Genomic DNA, 6,152 nt, shown 5'->3' with positions numbered 1-6,152 from the left:
TGCTGATAGATACTGTGTTTTAGCGGATAATCAGATTTTTATTGTGTTTTTTAATTAAAGAATAATTAAAATATAAAGAAAGTGATTATAAGGAAAATAAAAATCCTTCCATCGCCGATTTGGCAAGGAAGGATTTTTTTAGAACATATTACTGTTCTTCGTAGTAACAGCCTTCTTCTTGAGAAGGAGGAAAACGTCTGTCTTTTTCTACATCGATGTCACCGTACATTTCGTTACCGTTTTTATCGTAACATGTGTACTTTCCAGTTTTTTCGCAGTTCATGCCTGGACGGTATTTTTTAGTAGCCATTTCTAACACCTCCTGATTCTAGTATGGGACAACAAATAAAATGTTATACATATTCTTGTAATTTGTTTAAAACTTGGTACAATGAATATAGTTGGAGGAAAAGGATATGAAGGTATTGGCAAGTGATTATGACGGTACATTACGTACTGGTGAAATGGTAGATACAAAGGATGTAGAGGCAATTCATGCTTTTCGTGAACAGGGAAATGTGTTTGGACTTGTAACTGGAAGAAGTATGGAGTCTATAAAAAAAGAAATTGAAAGAAATGGTTTTGAGTTTGATTTTATTATCGCAAACAATGGTGGTGTGGTTTATGATGCTAACTTCAATAAACTGCAATGCTTATATATGGATTTTAATAAAGCACTGGATATCATTTCTTATATTAAAACACTGGATTGTGTTTCTTTTGTGATTAATGATGGCTATAATCGTTATAAAGTCAGGGTAGATGAAAACCAGATCGATCATAAATATGGCGATATGGCAGAAGTCACCAATGAAGAAGAAGTTTTGGATAAGGGAAAAATTGCACAGCTGGTAATTTCATTAAATGATCAGCAAATGGCACATGAAATCAGTGAATATATCAACGCTGAATTTAAAGGATATGTGGTTGCTTATCCTAACACCCATTGTGTAGATATTGTACCTGATGGAGTTTCCAAGGCAGAAGGACTTTATGTCATAGAAAGCTTTATGGATTTAGAGCATGATGATATTTATACCATTGGAGATTCTTATAATGATATTCCTATGTTGAAGGAATTTCATGGCTGTGCTGTCGCACATGCACAAGCGGATATTTTAAACGCGGCTGAACATGTTTATGATAGTGTAGCGGACGCAATTGTTGATTTACAATGACATGTAGTTACTGCATGTCTTTTTCATGTCAAAAAATATAGGTATATGGATAGTCTTTATGGTATAATAAACTAGCGAGAGGAGTGTTTTTCATGTTTAAGTACCTTACTCTTAACAACTTATTAACAATTATAAAGCAGCTGGCGGATATTGGGGTTGTCTGGTTGTTGTTTTACTACCTTTTGAAGATTGTAAAAAACAATTCCAGAACGATTCAGATTTTTAAGGGAATCTTAGTCATTGTCATTGCCCAGTGGATTGCAGGACTATTGGGACTACACACAGTCGAAACACTGGCTGCGACAATTATGAATTGGGGACCGTTGGCGATTATTATTATCTTCCAGCCGGAAATTCGTAATATTTTAGAGAAAATTGGAAAGACGAATGTTTTTTCACCAATCTCTACTTTAACGCTGAATGAGCGTGAAAATCTAGTAGAAGAGCTGGTAAAGGCCTGTACAGAAATGTCAAAGACAAAGACAGGAGCTTTGATTTCTTTGGAACAAGGGCATTCATTAAGTGATTATATCAAGACGGGAACACCAATGAATTCTGTAGTATCCAGTGAACTATTATGTTCTATTTTCCAATATGGAACACCGCTTCATGATGGTGCTGTTATTATTCAGGGTGTAAAAATCGCATGTGCTGCCGCTTATTTCCCACCTACTACAAGAGAATTGCCAACCAGTTATGGCGCAAGACATCGTGCTGCGGTTGGTATTAGTGAAATTACTGATTCAGTGACAATTATTGTCAGTGAAGAAACAGGTAATATTTCTATTGCTCAGGGTGGAAAGCTTTCTGTTATTTCACCTGCTCATCTGCATGATTTCTTGATGATGATTGTATGTCAGAAACAGGGCGATGAAGTAAAAGGTGAAAAAGATGTACAGAAGGAAGCATTAAAAGAAAGTATTGAAGCAAATGATGGCAAGAAACCAGGGGTATTTGCACATTACTTTAAAGGCAAGAATAAACGCTCTACAAAGAGTAAAGATACACCAGAAAACAAGTTTACCAAGAGTAAGAAAGAAGATTCTGTGGATGTACTACAAAGTGAAAATGTGGTTGTGGACAGCGAAATCGAAAAACTTGGTATTGCGGATCTGGTAGAAACACAAACAGATGCGCCACTTGATCAGCTGTTTGAAACAATCGTTGTGGATGCGGCTAAGGATGATGAAAAGACACAGCCTAAAAAAGAAGATGGCAAGGAAGAAGCACCTAAGCCGAAAAAACGTGGAAGACCAAAGAAGAAAAAAGATGATACTGAGGAAAAAGATGTAAAAGAAACAAAGCCAAAGGCGAAAAGCAAAGGGCGCAAGAAAAAAGATGAATTCATGGATGACATACTAGAAGCACAGGAAATCATATTTGATGATGGAAGTGCGGATTCTTCCTCGAAGAAAGATAAAGAAGGGAGGAAGTAAGCATGGCAAAAAATAAAAAAAGAACGCAGTTAAGTTCTGAAGGAAAAACAGAGCTTGCGAAAGCAATAGCGGAGAAAAGCCAGAATTTTGCGAAAACCTATGCGAATGTGGAAAACCAGATTGGAAAGTTTTTTAGATGGTTAAGCGGATGGTTAGATAAACTGTTATTCAACCAGAAGCATGGAAAACTGGTGGCACTTGTTTTAGCATTATTCTTCTATATCGCCATGAGTGGTGGAGAAGATTTGTTTAAAACAGATGAAATCAGTAAAAGTCTTGGCAAATTAAAAGTTGAACAGCGTATCAGTACAGAAATATATGAGGTAAATAATTTACCAGATGAAGTAGAAGTTACCGCAATTGGGGATATCAGTGATATCAAGAATATGAAATCACAGAATATTAAGATTGTGGCGAATATGACAGATTTAACAGAAGGTACACATGATGTCACACTGGAGGTTGAAAATGCGCCAAATCGTGTAAAAATCATTGTGGAGCCAAGCAATGCAACGGTTACCATTAAGAAAAAAGTAATCAAACGATTCTCTGTCGGCTTTGATTATGTCAATCGAAGTTCTATGAATAATCGTTATGATTTAAGTGAACCAGAATTAGAACAAGGTGAAGTATTTGTACGTGCCAGCAAAGATACACTGGATAAAATCGCTTATGTAAAGGCACTCATCAAGGTAGATGCGGATACGACAAAAGATTTTGAACAGCAGGCAACGATAGTAGCATATGATCAGGATGGTAATAAAATGGATAATGTGGACATTATTCCAGGCGATATGAAAGCGAAAGTGAAAGTTACCAGTCCTAGTAAAGATGTTAAACTGACACTGGTGCCAACAGGCAATGTGCCGGATAATAAAGCAATTGAATCCTATACGATGGATCATGAAACGATTACACTGTATGGAAAACAGGAAGCACTTGATAAGATTGATGAGCTGCCTATTACGATACCTGCCAGTACATTGACACAGGATCGTGAGATCAGTATGCCAGTGCCATTAATGAATGGGGTATCTGCGACAAATGTGGATGTTGTGAATATCTCCATTAAATTGGCAGATTTAAAAGATACTGTGGTAAAAGATGTACCGATTGAAATTATCAATGGCACCAAAGGATTGAATTACAGTATTTCAGGCAGCAAGACGAGTGATGTTACTGTAAAAGGTGCAAAGAAAGTAATTGATAAGATTGAAAAAGGTGATATAAAAATCACGGTTGATGTTAGTAAGATTGATAAAGCTGGCACATATAACGATATGGCGTTAAGTGTAGAAGGCAAAAACAAGCTTGCGACATATGAATTAAAGAATGCATCAATTTCTGTTAATGTAACAGGAAGTGCAGAATAGATAGGAAAGGAATGTATATATGGGAAGATATTTTGGTACAGATGGCGCCAGAGGACGCGCTAACGATACACTGACACTTGATATGGCAGTGAAGATCGGTCAGTATTTAGGCTGGTATTATGGAAAAGAAAACAAGCGCCATGCGAAGATTCTGATTGGAAAGGATACACGTTTAAGCAGCGATATGTTTGAAATGGGGCTTGCTGCTGGTGCAACCAGTACAGGTGCAGTTGTGTATCTGTTGGGTGTATGTCCTACGCCTAGTGTTTCCTTCTTGATTCAAAAGGAGCAGTTTGATTGTGGTATTATGGTAAGTGCTAGCCACAATCCATTCCACGATAACGGCATTAAATTATTCAATGGGGAAGGCTGTAAAATGGATCCTGCCATTGAAGCACTGATCGAGGATTATATCGATGACAAGAGTGAAATTGAAATTGCAGTTAATGAGAAAATTGGTCATACGATTTCATGGGATGAAGGATTAGAATTATATGAATCCTGGTTAAAATCCGTTGTAGATATTGATTTAAATGGTATGAACATTGCCTTAGATCTGGCAAATGGTTCTGCGACAAGCTGTGCAGCAGAAACATTATCTGCATTAGGCGCAACAGTAGAAGTCATTCATTCTGCGCCAAATGGTATTAATATCAATACCAAATGTGGTTCTACACATCCTCAAGAGCTACAGAGAATGATGAAGGAAGGCAATTACCATGTTGGTTTTGCTTTTGATGGGGATGCCGATCGTTTGATTGCAGTAGATGAAGATGGTAATCTGATTGATGGTGACCACACGATGTATATTTGTGGATGCTATATGCATGAAAAAGGTATCTTGCATGATGATGTGGTTGTCACAACCGTGATGAGTAACCTTGGCTTATATCACGCCTTAACGGCGAAAGGCATCAAATATGAACAAACAGCTGTTGGCGATAAATATGTATTTGAATGCATGAGAGAACATGGCTATTCTGTTGGTGGAGAACAGAGTGGTCATATCATCTTCAATGAACATGAAAATACTGGGGATGGCTTGATGACAGCATTAAAACTGTTGGAAATCATGGTCAACACAAAGAAATCTTTAAAAGAATTAAGTGAAGATTTATTTATCTATCCACAGTTACTAATCAACACACCTGTAAAAGATAAACATAAAGCAATGGAAGATCCTGAACTGTTAAAGGTTGTGGATGAAGTTGCGCGTGAATTAGGTGATGAAGGTAGAATTCTGGTCCGCCCAAGTGGTACAGAACCTTTGGTTCGTGTCATGGTAGAGGCGAAAACAGATGAACTTTGCGAACAATATGTAAATCAAGTGATTGATTTCATTAACGCAAAAGGATTATAAAAAGTACACAAAAGGCTCATTTGAGCCTTTTGTGTTTGTGAATTATGTGATAGACGTCTTAAATTTTAGAAAAAGTCTGTGACTTTACGAAATCTCTTTTTTTTTCACATAATTTAGTCTAAAATAAAGGTAAGAGGTGATTTGCGTGAAAAAAGTGATTTGTGTTGTAGAAGACGAAAAAGCAATCAATGACCTTGTTGCTCAGTATCTGAAAAAAGAAGGTTACGAAGTAAGAAGCTATTATACATACGAAGAAGCAAGTGCACATGTTAGTGATGATGATGTACATTTGTGGATCTTAGATATCATGTTGGATGATAAAAGCGGTTTTGATTTAATTGAAGAAATTCGTTTACAGGGAAAAGATATTCCTGTCATCTTCATGTCTGCCCGTGATAAAGAATTTGACCGTATCATTGGACTGGAGAAAGGTAGTGATGATTATATCACGAAACCATTCTCACCAAAGGAAATGGTATTACGTGTTAACAACGTTATGAAGCGTGTATACAAAGAAGAAAACAACCGTATTATGGTTGATGGATATGAGTTGGATGAGGAACAGCGTAAAGTCTTTGATCATGGAAGTGAAATAGATTTGACCACAAAAGAATTTGATTTGTTAATGCTGTTTATCAAAAATAAAGGAATGGCATTCAACCGTGATAAGATTCTGACAAGTGTCTGGGAAGAAAATTATTTTGGAAGCGACCGTGTTGTGGATGATACCCTTCGTCGTTTGCGTAAAAAACTGCCAAACTTGAATATTCATACCATTTATGGATATGGGTACAGGTTAGGTTAA

6 protein-coding genes are annotated in these 6,152 nt (G+C 36.8%); 5 read left to right on the top strand and 1 reads right to left on the bottom strand.

Features of this window, described 5'->3' with window-relative positions:
• Window positions 1-148: 148 nt before the first annotated feature.
• Window positions 149-310 (bottom strand): hypothetical protein, encoded by a 162-nt coding sequence (locus DW114_RS21470; RefSeq protein WP_178695082.1) that lies wholly within the window; start codon window positions 308-310, stop codon window positions 149-151.
• 106 nt (window positions 311-416) lie between these two features.
• Between DW114_RS21470 and DW114_RS08625 the strand changes: the two genes are divergently transcribed.
• The 5 genes from DW114_RS08625 (at window position 417) to DW114_RS08605 (ending at window position 6,152) form a co-directional block, all read left to right on the top strand.
• Window positions 417-1,178: an HAD-IIB family hydrolase gene (locus DW114_RS08625; RefSeq protein ID WP_117453370.1), complete on the top strand. Its 762-nt coding sequence runs from the start codon at window positions 417-419 to the stop codon at window positions 1,176-1,178.
• A 92-nt stretch (window positions 1,179-1,270) separates the two neighbouring features.
• Complete coding sequence (gene cdaA, locus DW114_RS08620; RefSeq protein WP_117453369.1) at window positions 1,271-2,614, top strand: diadenylate cyclase CdaA; 1,344 nt, start codon at window positions 1,271-1,273, stop codon at window positions 2,612-2,614.
• A gap of 2 nt (window positions 2,615-2,616) precedes the next feature.
• A complete protein-coding gene (locus DW114_RS08615) occupies window positions 2,617-3,987 on the top strand; it encodes a YbbR-like domain-containing protein (protein WP_117453368.1) in 1,371 nt (456 codons plus the stop codon).
• Window positions 3,988-4,006: 19 nt separating this feature from the next.
• Window positions 4,007-5,347: a phosphoglucosamine mutase gene (gene glmM / locus DW114_RS08610; protein ID WP_117453367.1), complete on the top strand. Its 1,341-nt coding sequence runs from the start codon at window positions 4,007-4,009 to the stop codon at window positions 5,345-5,347.
• Between the two features lie 145 nt (window positions 5,348-5,492).
• Window positions 5,493-6,152, top strand: coding sequence for a response regulator transcription factor (locus DW114_RS08605; RefSeq protein ID WP_117453366.1), 660 nt, complete (start codon window positions 5,493-5,495; stop codon window positions 6,150-6,152).

The organism is Absiella sp. AM09-50, assembly GCF_003433845.1.
GTDB classification, from domain to species: domain Bacteria; phylum Bacillota_I; class Bacilli_A; order Erysipelotrichales; family Erysipelotrichaceae; genus Hoskinsella; species Hoskinsella hominis.
The sequence above is the reverse complement of the archived record's forward strand: the minus strand, read 5'-3'. Positions and strand labels throughout refer to the sequence as shown.

Excerpts from the sequence above, each read along its gene's own strand:
- DW114_RS08615 (WP_117453368.1), top strand. The coding sequence starts at position 2,617 with ATGGCAAAAAATAAAAAAAGAACGCAGTTAAGTTCTGAAGGAAAAACA.
- DW114_RS08625 (WP_117453370.1), top strand. The coding sequence starts at position 417 with ATGAAGGTATTGGCAAGTGATTATGACGGTACATTACGTACTGGTGAA.
- glmM (WP_117453367.1), top strand. The coding sequence starts at position 4,007 with ATGGGAAGATATTTTGGTACAGATGGCGCCAGAGGACGCGCTAACGAT.
- cdaA (WP_117453369.1), top strand. The coding sequence starts at position 1,271 with ATGTTTAAGTACCTTACTCTTAACAACTTATTAACAATTATAAAGCAG.
- DW114_RS21470 (WP_178695082.1), bottom strand. The coding sequence starts at position 310 with ATGGCTACTAAAAAATACCGTCCAGGCATGAACTGCGAAAAAACTGGA.